This window comes from Streptomyces sp. NPDC048392 (assembly GCF_043200575.1).
Lineage (GTDB): Bacteria > Actinomycetota > Actinomycetes > Streptomycetales > Streptomycetaceae > Streptomyces.
Map to the genome: position 1 here is coordinate 52,152 of NZ_JBICYB010000013.1, position 13,352 is coordinate 65,503.

The window sequence follows — 13,352 nt, forward strand, 5'->3', positions numbered from 1 at the left end:
ACGCTTCCCGGTGCGCCTCGATCGAGGCGCACCGGGAACAGGTATGCGAACCGGAGGGTGGGGCCTTGCACGTCCAGGAATGGCTCGACACGGTGCCGGCGGCGGCCGTCTACGCCGTCGTCGCGCTGGTCATCGGTCTGGAGAGCCTGGGCATCCCGCTGCCCGGTGAGATCATCCTGGTGTCGGCGGCCCTGCTGTCGTCGCAGCACGGCGGGATCGACCCGGTGATCCTCGGTGCCTGTGCCAGCGCGGGCGCGGTGATCGGCGACTCCGTCGGCTACGCCATCGGCCGCAAGGGCGGCCGGCCCCTGCTGGCCTGGCTGGCGAGGAAATTCCCCAAGCACTTCAGCGAGGGGCACGTCGCCACCGCCGAGCGGTCCTTCCAGAAGTGGGGCGTGTGGGCCGTGTTCTTCGGCCGCTTCGTCGCCCTGCTGCGCATCTTCGCGGGACCGCTGGCCGGGGTGCTGCGGATGCCGTACTGGAAGTTCCTGATCGCCAACGTCCTCGGCGGCATCGTCTGGGCGGGCGGCACCACCGCCGTCATCTACTACGTCGGCGTCGTCGCCGAGTCCTGGCTCAAGCGCTTCTCGTGGCTGGGCCTGGTGGTGGCGGTCCTGATCGGCATCGCCTCGATGCTGATCGTCAAGCGCCGGGCGGGCAGGGCCCAGGTGGAGGCCCCGCCGGAAGCCCGGCCTGCGACCGCCGGGGAGTGAAGGGCTGGCGGAAGGGGCGCGGGGCCGTGTCGATGTGCGGCTGCGCCGCGCGGGCGGGACCAGCCAGGGACAACCCCGCGCACGGCCTCCTACAGAACGTCCCCCACCGCTTCCCGGTGCTGCCCGGCCAGCGCCGCGTACATCGTGCCGTTCAGCGTGACCCCCTGACGCTCCTCGTCCGTCAGCTCCCGCTTCACCTTCGCCGGCACCCCCGCGACCAGCGAGCCCGGCGGCACCCGCATCCCCTGCGGGACCAGCGCCTGGGCCGCCACCAGTGAACCGGCGCCGATCACCGCGCCGTTGAGGACGGTGGCGCCCATGCCGACCAGGCAGTCGTCCTCGACGGTCGCGCCGTGCACCACGGCGTTGTGCCCGATGGAGACCCGCTCGCCGACCGTGACGGGGAAGCCGGGATCGGCGTGGAGCGTGCAGTTGTCCTGGACGTTGCTGTTCGCGCCGACGGAGATCCGCTCGACGTCGCCGCGCAGTACCGCGCCGTACCAGACGCTCGCCCCGGCGTGCAGCGTCACGTCCCCGACGACCGCGGACGTCGGCGCCACGAAGGCCTCCGCGTCGACCTTCGGCTCCTTGCCGCCGATGCCCGTGATCAGCGCCTGCTGCGTCATCTTCGCCTCCTGCTCGGGTGTCGTACGGCACCGTACGCCACCCGGTGGGGTGAAGATCACAGCACGGTGCGGTCATGGCGGCACGGCGCGCGGACTACCGTGAGCGGGTGCCCAAGCGCAAGAACACGTTCTCGTCCTGGCGGAGCCGCCTCGCGCAGCGGGCCGTCCACGCGGGCTGGGCCTGGGTGCAGCGCACCGGTTCCGTCACCGCCGCGCATCCCGGGCGGTTCCGCTTCGGTGCACTGGGCACGGGCACCCGCCTCGCCTTCCCGCTGGGTACCGTCTTCGGCGAGCCCTGGATCCACGTCGGCGCCCACTGCGTCATCGGCGAGCAGGTCACCCTGACCGCCGGGCTCATGCCCGACCTCGACCTCGGCCCGGAGCCGATCCTGCGCCTCGGAGACGGAGTCGTCCTCGGCCGCGGCAGCCATGTCATCGCCGACACCACCGTCACCATCGGCAGCGACTGCTACTTCGGCCCGTACGTCTACGTCACCTCCACCAACCACTCCTACGACGACCCGCACCAGCCCATCGGCAAGCAGTGGCCCCGGATGGACCCGGTGGAGATCGGCTCCGGCTGCTGGATCGGCACCGGCGCGGTGATCCTGCCGGGTGCGCGGATCGGGCGGAACGCGGTCGTGGCCGCCGGCGCCGTGGTCCGGGGCACGGTCCCCGACCACGCCGTGGTGGCGGGCGCCCCCGCCCGCGTCGTACGGCGCTGGACACCCGCCGCGGGCTGGCAGCCGCCGCTGCGGACACCGGCTCCGGTGCCGATTCCCGACGGGGTCACGCCGGGGCAGTTGCGGGAGCTGTCGAAGCTGGACGACGAGGCGGTGGCCCGCCTTGCCGAGCTGGACGACCCGGCGACAGCGCCGGGCAGGCTCGCGGAGCCGGCCGCCGAGGGCTGAGCGGGAAGCCCGCGCAGCCGGGCGGGTGGCCGTCTCAGCCCGTGGCCAGCAGCAGCGTCCCCACCAGGGCGAGGCCCGCGCCCGCCGCCTGCACGGCACGCAGCCGTTCGCTCAGGAATCCGCGCGCCGCCAGTGCGGTCACCACCGGGTAGAGGGAGGCCAGTACGGCGGCCACCGTGACCGGGCCGTGCCGGGCGGCGATCGAGTACGTGCCGTTGGCCGCGACGTCGGCGAGCCCGACGAAGGCCAGCGCCGGCAGCATGCTCCGGGGCAGGCCCTGGGGCGGCAGCGCGGGCACGCCGCGCCGGACGGACGCCCACAGCGCCGGACCGCCCGCGGCGACGTTGGTGACCCGCTGGACGAACAGGGCCGGGAAGAGACCGGTGAGCGTCGTCGACGCCTCGGCGATCAGGGTCATCACCGCGCCGAAGCCGAACGCGGCGACGAGTGTGAGGACGACGGCCCGCCGCTGGACCGGCGCGCCCCGCAGCTGTGGCCCGCCGGCCAGTACGACCCCGGCGACGGTGACCAGGATGCCGGTGAACCGCGCGGGCCCGGGACGCTCGCCCAGGACGAGACCCACGGTCACCGGCACGGCCACGCCGAGCGAGCCGAGCGGCGAGACGACGCCCATCGGGCCCAGGGCGAGCGCCCGGTGGAAGGCGAGCATCGCCACCGGCCCGACCAGGCCCGCCGCGACCGCGAACCACAGGTGCGGCGACGCCTCGCTCCACGCGCCGGTCGCGGCCACGACGGTGCCGAGGACGACGACCGCGACCGACTGGGAGAGGACGACCACGGTCAGCGCCGGCGTGCGCCGGGCCAGGGCCCCGCCGCCGAAGTCGGCCATGCCCCACAAAAGGCTGGTGGCCAGGGCGAACAGCGCTGTCATGATCCGGTCGCCTCGCAGTACAGTTCGGTGGACCTCCGGGTGCAGCAGACCATAGTTCAGTTCACTGCACCCTGTCATTCAAAATAATGCACAAGTCACTGGACGGAACGTGGCGGACCTCGACCTGCTGACCCAGTCCCTGGCGCGCAACGTCAAGCGCTGGCGCACCGAGCGCGGTTTCACGCTGGAGGCGCTGGCCGCGCGCGCCGGTGTCAGCCGCGGCATGCTCATCCAGATCGAGCAGGCGCGCACCAACCCCAGCCTCGGCACCGTCGTGAAGATCGGTGACGCGCTCGGTGTCAGCATCACCACCCTGCTCGACTGGGAGCAGGGGCCGACGGTCCGTGTCGTCCCCGCCGAACAGGCCGTACGCCTCTGGCGCACCGACGCCGGCAGCTTCAGCCGGCTCCTCGCCGGGGCGGAGGCGCCGGGCCCGCTGGAGATGTGGGAGTGGCGGCTGATGCCGGGTGAGAACAGCCCCTCCGACCCGCACCCCACCGGCACGGTCGAGCTGGTGCACGTCACCGCCGGGGAACTCACGCTCACCGTGGACGGGGTGGCCCACCGGGTCCCGACGGGCGCGAGCGCCTCCTTCGAGTCCGACACCCCGCACACGTACGGCAACGAGGGTGACGGACCCATGGAAATGATCACGGCCGTCTCGGTGCCGCCCGTCCGCTGAGACGGCCGTTCTCCGAGGCGGCGGCAGTTGTTAGCGTGCGGCCATGGACGCACCCATCGGGAACTTCGACAGCGCCACGCCCGCCCCGGACTGCCTCGACGAACTGATCCGCCCGGTCGCCGACGCCGTACGCGACTGGAGCGGCGGTGTCCCCGCCGGCCAGATCCTCTACGTCGACACCGAACCGGAATGGGCGGACACCGCCACCTTCGTCGAGCACTACGGCCGTGAACTGCTCGAACAGTCCGCGAACTGCGTGGTGGTCACCGGCAGACGCGGCGGCGGCACGACCCTGGCCGCCTGTGTGGTGCTCTCCACCACCCGGGTCGACGTCAATGGCGTCGTGCGCCGTCGTCTCGGTGCGCGCAAGGCATCCTTCGCCCCGATGGACACGGCGACCGGCGAGACCGGCATGGAGTACGGCGGTATCACGCCGGTCGGCCTGCCCGGCGACTGGCCCGTGCTGGTGGACTCGGCCGTCGTCGACCTTCCGTACGTCCTCGTCGGCAGCGGACGCCGGCGCGGCAAGCTGCTCGTGCCGGGCAAGGTCTTCGCGGAGCTGCCCGGCGTCGAGGTCCTGGAAGGGCTGGGCGTCGCCTGACCCGTCACGCGGTGGTGTGGTGGGCGATCGCCAGGTGCGGATCCGCCTCGCCCGGCGCCGGTGCCGGGTCGGCGTGGACCAGGGCGGCGGTCAGCCGCGGCACCGCGTGCAGCAGGGCGTGCTCGGCCTCCACGGCGATGCGGTGGGCCTGGCGGACGGTCGCCTCGCCGTCCACCACCACGGCGACCTCGGCGCGCAGCCGGTGCCCGATCCAGCGCAGCCGCAGCTCGCCCACCCCGCGCACGCCGGGAACCTCGCCGAGTACGTGCTCGGCCCGGTCCACCAGCGCCGGGTCGACGGCGTCCAGCAGCCGCCGGAACACCTCGCGCGCCGCGTCCCGCAGGACCACGACGATCGCGGCCGTGATCACCAACCCCACCACCGGGTCGGCGAGCTGCCATCCGAGCGCCGCGCCCCCGGCGCCCAGCAGCACGGCCAGTGAGGTGCAGCCGTCGGCGCGGGCGTGCAGACCGTCGGCGACCAGCGCGGCGGAGCCGATCTCCCGGCCCACGCGGATCCGGTGGCGGGCCACCCACTCGTTGCCCGCGAAGCCGACCAGGGCGGCCACCGCGACCGCCGGAAGGTGCGTGACCGGGCGCGGGTCGAGCAGCCGCTCCACCGCCGTCCACGCCGCGAGGACCGCCGATGCGGCGATCGTCAGAACGATCACGACGCCTGCCAGGTCCTCCGCCCGTCCGTAGCCGTACGTGAAGCGCCGGGTCGCGGCCCGGCGCCCCAGGAGGAAGGCGATGCCCAGGGGTACGGCGGTCAGCGCGTCCGCGGTGTTGTGCACCGTGTCGCCGAGCAGCGCCACCGACCCGGAGACCACCACCACGGCCGCCTGGGCGAGCGCCGTGGCGCCCAGCACCGCCAGCGACACCCACAGCGCGCGCAGCCCGCGGGCCGAGGACTCCAGGGCCGGGTCCAGCTTGTCGGCGCTCTCGTGGGAGTGCGGGGTGAGGCGGTGGGCGACGCGGTGTGCGAGGCGCTGCCCGTGCCGTCGGCCGTCGGGGGAGTGGCGGCCGCCGTGCGGGTGCGGGTGCGGGTGACGAGGGTGCTCGGTGTGGTCGTGACGCCGGTGCGGGTCGCTCACGGGGTGCCCCTTCCGGTGGTCCGGTGCGGGTGGGTGGACGTGTGCCGCCCACGAAGGCCATTATGTGCGTATGAGCGCACGCACGCACCTGTCACCCGCGGACGACGCGCACCCGCGTACCCCGGGCGAGGAGCAGTTCGCACTCGCCGCCGAGGTCCTCGCCCTGCTCGGCGACCGCACCCGGCTGACCCTGCTGCACGCCCTGACCGGTGGCGAGGCCGATGTCACCACCCTCACCGAGGTGTGCCGGGCGGCCCGGCCCGCGGTCAGTCAGCACCTGGCCAGGCTGCGGCTCGCGGGACTGGTGAGCACCCGCAAGGAGGGACGCCGGGTCGTCTACGCGCTGCGCGACGGACATCTGCGCCGCCTGGTCGACGAGGCGCTGAACGTGGCCGACCACCGGCTCGGCGACCGGCCGCTGCACGACTGAGCCGGAGTCCTCAGCCGGTGGTCCTCGCGCCCAGGTACCGCTCCGCGAACTCCGCCGCCGCGACCGGGGAGTCGGACAGCCGGCGCAACCGCGCCAGCGCGGCACCCGCGCGGTACGGATCGCCCGACGCCGTGCCGTGGTACATCTCCCCGAGCCACTGGGAGAACTCCTGGTAGTCCCAGACCCGCGCGAGGCACGTGGCCGAGTAGCCGGACAGCCCGGAGCCGTCCCCCTTCGTGAGGGACGCGACCAGTCCGTCACCGAGCAGGAAGGCGTCGTGCAGGGCGAGGTTCAGGCCCTTGGCGGCGATGGGCGCGGTCAGGTGCGCCGCGTCCCCGGCCAGGAAGAGCCGCCCGCGGGCCATGGGCTCGACGACATAGCTGTGCATGTCCAGGACACGCCGTTCGATCAGCCGGCCCTCCTTGAGCGGCGGTGCGCCGGCCGCGCCCAGCCGCTCCCGCAGCTCGGTCCAGACCCGCTCGTGCGGCCAGTTCTCCGGGTCGTCGCCCGGCGGACACTGGAGGTAGTAGCGGGTGACGTCCGGGCTGCGCGGCATGTGCCCGGCGAACCCGCGCGGGTGCATGCCGAAGACGACGCAGTCCGAGGACGGCGGTGCCTCGGCGAGCAGTGCCAGCCAGCCCACACCGTAGTCGTGCCGCGCGAGACGGGACCGCTCGGGAACCAGCGCCGCCCGCGTGACGCCGCGCGCACCGTCGCAGCCCGCGACGAAGTCGGCCTCCACGACCCGGCGCTCACCGGAACCGGGGTCCAGGTACGACACCGAAGGGCGGTCGGACTCCGGCTCGTGCAGGCGCACGTCCCGCACCCCGAACCGGATCTCCCCGCCCCGTACGTCCGCGTACTCACGGACCAGGTCCGTCACCAGGAACTGCTGTGGATAGACGAAATGGTGACGCCCGGTCAGCTCCGTGTACCCGAAGCGGTACCGCTCTCCGGCGAAGCGGAACTCGCACTCGGTGTGCGTCTGCGCCCGCTCCAGCAGCGTCCGTGCAAGTCCGCGCCGCTCCAGCCCGCGTACGGCCCACTCCTCGATGACCCCGGCCCGCGGCCGCCGCTCGATGAACGCACGGGTCTCGGTCTCCAGGACCAGGCAGTCGACGCCCGCGGCCCGCAGGATGTTGCCGACGGTGAGACCGGCCGGGCCGGCGCCCACCACGACGGCCGGACAACGTCGGGGCGAACCGGAGTTGGGGTGTGGGGAGGGCGCTGTCACGCCGACATTATGTGGGCGGTGCGCGGCCCACGGGAACGGCCGCGGCGGCCCTGTGCCCGCGAAGGCACGTGGCGGGTGCCGGACGGCGAAGTCACGCTGCCCCCGATGACTGCTCCTGCCGCCGGCAGATCGGGGGACCCGGGCGCCGTGCGACGCGGCGGCCGGGTCGCGCACTCCCCGCGCCGGGACGGGGCGAGCCCACCGGCGGGCGGCGGAGGGACGGTCCTGGGCACCGGCTTCGCCGGAACGCTCCGGTCACGCCCTGCGCCGGACGGCGTGGTGGTACTGGCCGGCGGGGCGGACATCCCGGCCGGACACGCGGCCGGCGTGCCGGACGGTGGTGGGCCTGCTCCCCGGGGCGGACGGGCGAGACCTGGGACGAGGACGACCGGCTACGTCCCCGGCCCACCGCCCGACCGGGCCGCATGGTGGTCGTCGGGTCCGGCCCGGCCGCCGGCCGGTGAGCCCCGGCACGATCAGCCCAGTCGCGGGATCTCGATCGCCGGGCAGCGGTCCATGACCATCTCCAGGCCCGCGGCCCGGGTCCGCCCGTACGCCGCCTCGTCGACCACGCCGAGCTGGAACCAGACGGCCCCGGCACCCTTGGCGACCGCCTCGTCGGCGACCGGTCCGGCCAGGTCGCTGTTGACGAAGACGTCGACGACGTCCACGTCGAACGGGATGTCCGCGAGCGAGGCGTACCCCTGCTCGCCGTGCACCGTCTCCGCCTTGGGATGCACCGGCACCACGCGCTTGCCGAAGCGCTGGAGCACGTCGGCGACGCCGTACGCCGCGCGCTGCCGGTTGGCCGACAGGCCCACCACGGCCCAGGTGTCGCCCAGCTCGGTGAGGATCTTGCGGACGGTTGCCTCGTCGCCGTACACCGGCGGCCTCCCAGCGCTCCCGGAGGGCCCGCGGGCCGGGCCTCCCGGAAAGGACAACGGGCGGCTGCATGCCGGGATTCCCGTGCGGCGGTGACGCTGCGGGCGAGCGCGCCCCTGTGCGTCAGCGCGTCCCCCCGCCTACGCTCGCCTCGTGCTGCGCATCAACGACACCCGGACCGGAGAACCCGCCCTCGCCGCCCCCGCCCGACGGGCACCGACCCGTGTCGAGGCGCACGCGCCGGGGAGCGGCATCACCGCACTGCGCGTGCTGCTCGTCGCGGACCTCCTGGTGCGGGCCCTGGAACTCGACGGCACGCCCGCCTGGGCGGTGCTGACCGGCGCTGAGGAGCCGGACCGGCTGCGGGAGGACGCGGAGGCCCTCGGCATCCGGCCCTTCGAGGACGGCGCCGCCTTCGGCTCGGGCCCGGGCACCGGACAGAGCGTCCGCGTCGTGCGCCAGGGCACGGCCGCCCCGGACGGGACGACGATCGCCGTCGCCTCCGTACACCCGGCCGAACCCGACCTCGCCGATCCCGACGCCGTGCGCCTCGCCCTGCTGGAACGGCACCACCACGCGCGCGTGGAGCTCGACGCCACCGCGCTGGAGGAGGCCCGGGACACCCTCGCCCGCTGGCGCCGCGCGGTCGCCGACTGGGCGCGGCAGCCCTCACGTCCGGTCCCGGGCGACGTGCGCGACCGCCTGCGGGCCGCCTGGGAGGACGACCTGGACGCCCCCGGGGTGCTGCGAGTGCTGCGCCGGGTGGAGACCGACCCGGACCTTCCGGACGGTGCCCGGTTCGAGATCTGCGCGTACGCCGACCGGTTCCTCGGCCTCCACCTCACCAGGGACCTCGGGGCCCCGGCGTGATAGCGCGGCCGGGATCCCACAACCCCGGCCTGGAGGAGCTGGTCCTCGCACTGGCCGGTGACGACCTGGACGACGCGCTCGACCGGATGCGGGTGAGGTACCCGACCTCGGCGATCGCCGTGCTGGCGTGGCGCGGCGCCACCTGGCGGGCCCTCGCCCCCGGCGCGGCCCTGCTCACCGCCGTGACCGTGCCGAGGGGCGGGTCGCGGTGAGCGCATAGGCTGGCCGGATGCAGGACGAGTACCGCACGGTCGCCCGCGAGGGTGTGCACGCGACCGAGATCAACCGCTCGCGCTTCCTGTGCGCCCTCGCCCCGGCCGCCACCGAGCAGGACGCCCGGGCATTCGTCGCGGGCGTACGCGAGAAGCACGCGGACGCCAGCCACAACTGCTGGGCCTACGTCATCGGCGCCGACGCCGCCGTCCAGAAGGCGAGTGACGACGGCGAGCCGGGCGGCACCGCCGGTGCACCGATGCTCCAGATGCTGCTGCGCCGTGACATGCGGTACGTCGTCGCCGTCGTCACCCGCTACTACGGCGGCGTCAAGCTCGGCGCGGGCGGCCTCGTCCGCGCCTACGGCGGCGCCGTAGGCGAGGCCCTGGACGACATCGGCACACTCACCCGCCGCCGGTTCCGCCTCGCCACGGTGACCGTCGACCACCAGCGGGCCGGCAGGCTCCAGAACGACCTGCGCACCGCGGGCCGCGCGGTGCGCGACGTGCGGTACGCCGAGGGCGTCACCATCGAGGTCGGCCTGCCGGAGGCCGATGTGGACACCTTCCGCTCCTGGCTCGCGGACGCCACCGCGGGGTCGGCCGGGTTCGAACTGGGCGGAGAGGCATACGGAGACGCGTGACAAGCCGGACATCCGGGCGTGAGGTGACAAGCCGAACATCCGGGCGTGAAAGGCCGCGTCCACCTGGGCCTGTTGAAGGGCTCGCGTGGCGGTCCACGCGCTGAAGGCCCTCCGCCCGGTACGGGTGGGCGCGGCCGGCGAAGGAGTCGGGCCGGCCCCGCTGCCCGGCCCGGTCAGTCGGTGGCGGTGCTGTACAGCCAGTGGCCCCGGGTGCGTGGCATCTTCGCGTTGCCGCCCGCGACGGTGCGTACGGCGAGGATCTGGTTGACGCCGATGTTGTTCTGCTCGAAGGCGAGGGCCGACGCGGCCATGTAGAGGCGCCAGACCCTGGCGCGGCCGGCGGTGGTGAGCCGCGTGGCCTGGGACCAGTGCTTCTCCAGGTTGGACACCCAGGCGCGCAGGGTGAGCGCGTAGTGCTCGCGCAGGGCTTCCACGTCGCGTACTTCGAATCCGGCGTCCTCGAGCAGGGCCGTGGTGGTGCCGACGGGTGCGAGTTCGCCGTCGGGGAAGACGTAGCGGTCGATGAACTCGTCGATCCGGTAGGCGTCCTCGTCCTTGAGCGGGCGGCGGGCGATCTGGTGGTTGAGGAGCCTGCCGCCGGGCTTGAGGAGGGAGTGGAGGGTCTGGGCGTAGGCGCGGTACTGCGTGGATCCGACGTGCTCGGCCATGCCGATGGAGGAGATGGCGTCGTAGGAGCCGTCGTCGATCTCGCGGTAGTCCTGCACGCGGATCTCGGCCCGGTCGGTGTGCCCGGCCTCGGCGAGGCGCTTGCGGGCGAGTTCGGCTTGTTCTTCGGAGATGGTGACGCCGACCGCTTCGACTCCGTAGTGCTCGACGGCGTGGAGGACCATCGATCCCCAGCCGCATCCCACGTCGAGGAGGCGCCGGCCGGGGCGCAGGCCGAGCTTGCGGCAGATCAGGTCGAGCTTGGCGCGCTGGGCGTCTTCGAGTGTGCCCTCCGGGTCCTCCCAGTAGGCGCATGAGTAGACCATGGAGGGGCCCAGGACCACGGAGTAGAAGTCGTTGCCGACATCGTAGTGGTGGCTGATGGCGTCGCGGTCGCGGCGCAGGCTGTGCAGTGGACCGCTGTGCGAGACGGCTTCCTCGCGTGGCGGCGTCGGCGGCAGGGCGGGGCCGGCCAGGGCGAGGAAGTCGGCGGCGAGGCGCAGGTTGCGCGGGTCGCGCACTGCGGTGAGCGCACGCCGGAGGGGCTGGCGCCGGGTTTCGGGTTCCCCGCGGTCCCAGATGAGGCCGGAGAGCTTGGCCAGGCCCTCGTACAGGTCGCCTTCGAGGTCGATGTCCCCGGCCACCCAGGCCCGGGCGAGGCCCAGTTCGCCGGGTTTCCATGCCAGTCGGTGCAGTGCGCGGCGGTTGCGGATGACGAGGGCGGGCCCGGTGGCGGGACCGGCCTCGCTGCCGTCCCAGGCCCGCAGCCGTAGCGGCAGCGGCCTGCCCAGCGCCTGCTTCGCCATCTCTGCCAGCCGTCCGGCTGCGTCAGTCATGATCCGTCCTCCTGGGTGGTCACAGCTCTCGCCACGTGCACGAGAGGGGGGCTGCGGCGGGCAGTCCGGCGCCGCCCTGCTCTGTGGCGGGGCGGCTGGAACGCGGACCGGGCCGGGAAGCGGTCAGGGCTTGGCCCCGGCCCGGTCCGCGCGCCGAAGGCCGCCCCTGCCCGCGGTCCGTGGTCGGCGGGCAGGGGCGGCCGGTCTCAGTGGCTGCCGGCGAGCTGGCCGGCGAGCTTGTCGTGCATTTCGGCGCTGGCCTTGTTGAGGCCGATGATGGTGACCTTCTTGCCACGCTCGCCGTATTTGGTCTCGATCGCGTCCAGGGCGGCCACCGAGGAGGCGTCCCAGATGTGGGCGTCGGACAGGTCTATGACGACGTCGTCGGGGTCGCCCTTGTAGTCGAACTGGTAGACGAGGTCATTGGAGGAGGCGAAGAACAGTTCGCCGGTGACCGCGTAGACGACCTGGTTGCCGTCGGGGTCGACCACGCCGGAGACCTCGGCGAGGTGGGCGACGCGCTTGGCGAAGATGACCATGGCGGTGATGCAGCCGACGACCACGCCGATGGCGAGGTTGTGGGTGGTCACCACGCAGGCGACGGTGACGGCCATGACCACGGTCTCGCCGACCGGCATGCGCTTGAGCGTCTTGGGCTGGACGGAGTGCCAGTCGAAGGTGCCGAACGCGACCAGGATCATCACGGCGACCAGCGCGGCCATCGGAATGGTGGAGACGACCGGGCCGAAGACCACCACGAGCACGAGGAGGAAGACACCGGAGAGGAAGGTCGACAGCCGGGTGCGGGCGCCGGACGTCTTCACGTTGATCATCGTCTGGCCGATCATGGCGCAGCCGCCCATGCCGCCGAAGAATCCGGTGATGACGTTGGCGATGCCCTGGGCGAGGGACTCGCGGGTCTTGTTGGAGTGCGTGTCGGTGATGTCGTCCACGAGCTTGGCGGTCATCAGCGACTCCATCAGGCCGACCAGCGCGAAGGCGAAGGCGTACGGCGCGATGGTGATGAGGCTGTCCATCGTGAAGGGCACGTCCGGCAGGCCGGGCACCGGCAGGGACGAGGGCAGGTCGCCCTTGTCACCGACGTTCGGCACCGCGATACCGGCCGCGACCGTGATCACGGTGAGGATGACGATGGACACCAGGGGAGCCGGGACGACCGTGGTGATCTTCGGGAAGAACACCATGAGGGCCAGGCCGCCGATGATCAGCGGGTAGACGGCCCACGGCACGTCCCGCATCTCCGGGACCTGCGCCATGAAGATCAGGACGGCCAGGGCGTTGACGAAACCGACCATCACCGACCGGGGGACGAAGCGCATCAGCTTGGCCACGCCCAGCGCGCCGAGGACGATCTGGATGAGTCCGCCGAGGATGACGGCGGCGATCATGTAGCCGAGCCCGTACTCGTGGTTCAGTGGTGCGATGACCAGCGCCATCGCACCGGTGGCAGCGGAGATCATGGCCTTGCGGCCGCCCACGATCGAGATCACCACGGCCATGGTGAACGAGGCGAACAGCCCGACGGCCGGGTCGACACCCGCGATGATCGAGAAGGAGATGGCCTCAGGGATCAGGGCCAGGGCCACGACGAGGCCGGCCAGCACCTCGGTGCGGAAGACCTTGGGGGAGGCGAGCCAGTCGGGCTTGGACATGCGCAGCTTGGGGGCTTGGGACAGCGGTGAAGACATGCAACCGTTTCTGTTCGGGCGCACGCATCCACGCCGGACGCACGCGCGCTTTCGTACTCGACTCCGCACCAGGGGGCGGAATCCCCGGCGGCCCGGCCTCGACGGGGGCCCTGCCGGTTGGGGTGGCCGCCGCGACGGCGGCCGGTCGGGCGTCATTGCCCAAAAGTCCTGGGGTGCCGGAGGTGCCCGGTCGGGGCCCGCGTTCCGGCGGGACCGCCCGTGCCAACGTTTACAGCGCGGGCGCCCTCGTCAACGACTCTACCCTAACGTGAGGGCAAGGTGCGAGTTGTGGCTTATGAAATGCAGGTAAACAACCCCTGGGATCATGGGATGCGCCCCGCGTACGCTGGA

15 protein-coding genes are annotated in these 13,352 nt (G+C 73.1%); 8 read left to right on the forward strand and 7 right to left on the reverse strand.

Annotated features, from left to right (window positions below):
* The first annotated feature begins 65 nt into the window (after nucleotides 1–65).
* On the forward strand, nucleotides 66–713 hold the full coding sequence (locus ACGFYH_RS19090; protein WP_393804296.1) for a DedA family protein: 648 nt from the start codon (nucleotides 66–68) through the stop codon (nucleotides 711–713).
* Between the two features lie 89 nt (nucleotides 714–802).
* Here ACGFYH_RS19090 and ACGFYH_RS19095 read toward each other — a convergent pair whose 3' ends face one another.
* Nucleotides 803–1,339: a gamma carbonic anhydrase family protein gene (locus tag ACGFYH_RS19095; protein ID WP_393804297.1), complete on the reverse strand. Its 537-nt coding sequence runs from the start codon at nucleotides 1,337–1,339 to the stop codon at nucleotides 803–805.
* Between the two features lie 107 nt (nucleotides 1,340–1,446).
* Between ACGFYH_RS19095 and ACGFYH_RS19100 the strand changes: the two genes are divergently transcribed.
* Nucleotides 1,447–2,250 (forward strand): acyltransferase, encoded by an 804-nt coding sequence (locus tag ACGFYH_RS19100; RefSeq protein ID WP_393804425.1) that lies wholly within the window; start codon nucleotides 1,447–1,449, stop codon nucleotides 2,248–2,250.
* A 34-nt stretch (nucleotides 2,251–2,284) separates the two neighbouring features.
* On the opposite strand, the gene ACGFYH_RS19105 is transcribed toward ACGFYH_RS19100, so the two are convergent.
* Nucleotides 2,285–3,142: an EamA family transporter gene (locus ACGFYH_RS19105; protein WP_393804298.1), complete on the reverse strand. Its 858-nt coding sequence runs from the start codon at nucleotides 3,140–3,142 to the stop codon at nucleotides 2,285–2,287.
* A 109-nt stretch (nucleotides 3,143–3,251) separates the two neighbouring features.
* Between ACGFYH_RS19105 and ACGFYH_RS19110 the strand changes: the two genes are divergently transcribed.
* Nucleotides 3,252–3,824 carry a helix-turn-helix domain-containing protein gene (locus ACGFYH_RS19110; protein ID WP_393804299.1) on the forward strand — a complete coding sequence of 191 codons (573 nt, stop codon included), beginning with the start codon at nucleotides 3,252–3,254 and terminating at the stop codon, nucleotides 3,822–3,824.
* A gap of 43 nt (nucleotides 3,825–3,867) precedes the next feature.
* Complete coding sequence (locus tag ACGFYH_RS19115) at nucleotides 3,868–4,425, forward strand: YbaK/EbsC family protein (protein ID WP_393804300.1); 558 nt, start codon at nucleotides 3,868–3,870, stop codon at nucleotides 4,423–4,425.
* A gap of 4 nt (nucleotides 4,426–4,429) precedes the next feature.
* Here ACGFYH_RS19115 and ACGFYH_RS19120 read toward each other — a convergent pair whose 3' ends face one another.
* Complete coding sequence (locus ACGFYH_RS19120) at nucleotides 4,430–5,518, reverse strand: cation diffusion facilitator family transporter (RefSeq protein WP_393804301.1); 1,089 nt, start codon at nucleotides 5,516–5,518, stop codon at nucleotides 4,430–4,432.
* 70 nt (nucleotides 5,519–5,588) lie between these two features.
* Between ACGFYH_RS19120 and ACGFYH_RS19125 the strand changes: the two genes are divergently transcribed.
* On the forward strand, nucleotides 5,589–5,948 hold the full coding sequence (locus ACGFYH_RS19125) for an ArsR/SmtB family transcription factor (protein ID WP_393804302.1): 360 nt from the start codon (nucleotides 5,589–5,591) through the stop codon (nucleotides 5,946–5,948).
* Between the two features lie 10 nt (nucleotides 5,949–5,958).
* Here ACGFYH_RS19125 and ACGFYH_RS19130 read toward each other — a convergent pair whose 3' ends face one another.
* Nucleotides 5,959–7,182: a 4-hydroxybenzoate 3-monooxygenase gene (locus tag ACGFYH_RS19130; RefSeq protein ID WP_393804303.1), complete on the reverse strand. Its 1,224-nt coding sequence runs from the start codon at nucleotides 7,180–7,182 to the stop codon at nucleotides 5,959–5,961.
* 476 nt (nucleotides 7,183–7,658) lie between these two features.
* Nucleotides 7,659–8,066, reverse strand: a complete 408-nt coding sequence (locus ACGFYH_RS19135) for a CoA-binding protein (protein ID WP_393804304.1) — start codon at nucleotides 8,064–8,066, stop codon at nucleotides 7,659–7,661.
* Nucleotides 8,067–8,217: 151 nt separating this feature from the next.
* Between ACGFYH_RS19135 and ACGFYH_RS19140 the strand changes: the two genes are divergently transcribed.
* The 3 genes from ACGFYH_RS19140 to ACGFYH_RS19150 are packed head-to-tail and all read left to right on the forward strand — an operon-like array spanning nucleotide 8,218 to nucleotide 9,790.
* Nucleotides 8,218–8,934 carry a hypothetical protein gene (locus ACGFYH_RS19140; RefSeq protein ID WP_393804305.1) on the forward strand — a complete coding sequence of 239 codons (717 nt, stop codon included), beginning with the start codon at nucleotides 8,218–8,220 and terminating at the stop codon, nucleotides 8,932–8,934.
* Nucleotides 8,931–9,146 (forward strand): hypothetical protein, encoded by a 216-nt coding sequence (locus ACGFYH_RS19145; RefSeq protein WP_393804306.1) that lies wholly within the window; start codon nucleotides 8,931–8,933, stop codon nucleotides 9,144–9,146. Before ACGFYH_RS19140 ends, ACGFYH_RS19145 begins: the two co-directional genes overlap by 4 nt.
* Nucleotides 9,147–9,163: 17 nt before the next feature.
* Nucleotides 9,164–9,790, forward strand: coding sequence for a YigZ family protein (locus ACGFYH_RS19150; protein WP_393804307.1), 627 nt, complete (start codon nucleotides 9,164–9,166; stop codon nucleotides 9,788–9,790).
* A gap of 173 nt (nucleotides 9,791–9,963) precedes the next feature.
* Here the strand turns inward: ACGFYH_RS19150 and ACGFYH_RS19155 are convergent, their stop codons facing one another.
* Together ACGFYH_RS19155 and ACGFYH_RS19160 are read right to left on the reverse strand one after the other, a co-directional pair.
* Complete coding sequence (locus ACGFYH_RS19155) at nucleotides 9,964–11,292, reverse strand: class I SAM-dependent methyltransferase (protein ID WP_393804308.1); 1,329 nt, start codon at nucleotides 11,290–11,292, stop codon at nucleotides 9,964–9,966.
* 206 nt (nucleotides 11,293–11,498) lie between these two features.
* The gene (locus tag ACGFYH_RS19160) at nucleotides 11,499–13,001 is read right to left on the reverse strand and encodes a SulP family inorganic anion transporter (RefSeq protein WP_393804309.1); all 1,503 of its coding nucleotides are present in this window, start codon (nucleotides 12,999–13,001) and stop codon (nucleotides 11,499–11,501) included.
* Nucleotides 13,002–13,352: the final 351 nt, after the last annotated feature.